Source organism: Niastella vici (genome assembly GCF_002077945.1).
GTDB lineage: Bacteria > Bacteroidota > Bacteroidia > Chitinophagales > Chitinophagaceae > Niastella > Niastella vici.
In genome coordinates this window covers 1-1,139 of the sequence record NZ_LVYD01000005.1, presented here as the reverse complement: position 1 = coordinate 1,139, position 1,139 = coordinate 1, and the positions used below count along the sequence as shown (strand labels likewise).

At 45.6% G+C, this 1,139-nt stretch carries 1 protein-coding gene; it reads right to left on the bottom strand.

The genetic code is table 11. The annotated features are described in order from the left end of the window. Positions 1 to 1,139, bottom strand: a 1,139-nt coding sequence (locus tag A3860_RS40925) for a hypothetical protein (RefSeq protein ID WP_216823389.1), incomplete at both ends; no start/stop codon positions are given.

The following is a 1,139-nucleotide window of genomic DNA, read 5'->3' as shown; positions in this document are numbered from 1 at the left end:
TTGGCGCAAACCGTGGCTGTTTGAGATCCAATTACGACTGGATTTACGTTCAGGGTCAATGTGACGATAGAATCACAACCGGCCGCACTGGTTAAAGTGTCTTTGTAAGTTCCTGCGGTATTGTAAGTGTTGCCATTCCAGGTATATGGTAATTGATTAGCGCAAACGGTGGCTGTCTGAGATCCGGTTACGACTGGATTAACATTTAAGGTTAGGGTTACGATGGAGTCGCAACCGGCAGCACTGGTCAGTGTATCTTTATATGTTCCGGCCGCATCGTATGTGTTTCCATTCCAGGTATAAGGTAATTGGTTGGCGCAAATTGTGGTAGTTTGAGTTCCTGTTACAACAGGATTTACGTTCAAGGTCAGGGTAACGATAGAATCGCAACCGGCGGTACTGATCAGGGTGTCTTTGTAAGTTCCTGCCGCATTGTAAGTGTTTCCGTTCCAGGTATATGGTAATTGATTGGCACATACAGTGGCGGTTTGAGATCCTGTTACGACTGGATTTACGTTTAGTGTCAATGTTACGATAGAGTCGCAGCCAACTGCGGATAATAAAGTGTCTTTATAAGTGCCAGCGGCATTGTAAGTGTTGCCATTCCAGGTGTATGGCAATTGATTGGCGCAAACGGTGGCTGTCTGAGATCCTGTTACGATTGGATTTACATTCAGTGTCAATGTAACGATGGAGTCGCAACCTGCGGCATTGGTGAGGGTGTCTTTATATGTTCCGGCCGCATTATAAGTGTTTCCGTTCCAGGTATAAGGTAATTGGTTGGCGCAAACCGTGGCTGTTTGAGATCCAATTACGACTGGATTTACGTTCAGGGTCAATGTGACGATAGAATCACAACCGGCCGCACTGGTTAAAGTGTCTTTGTAAGTTCCTGCGGTATTGTAAGTGTTGCCATTCCAGGTATATGGTAATTGATTAGCGCAAACGGTGGCTGTCTGAGATCCGGTTACGACTGGATTAACATTTAAGGTTAGGGTTACGATGGAGTCGCAACCGGCAGCACTGGTCAGTGTATCTTTATATGTTCCGGCCGCATCGTATGTGTTTCCATTCCAGGTATAAGGTAATTGGTTGGCGCAAATTGTGGTAGTTTGAGTTCCTGTTACAACAGGATTTAC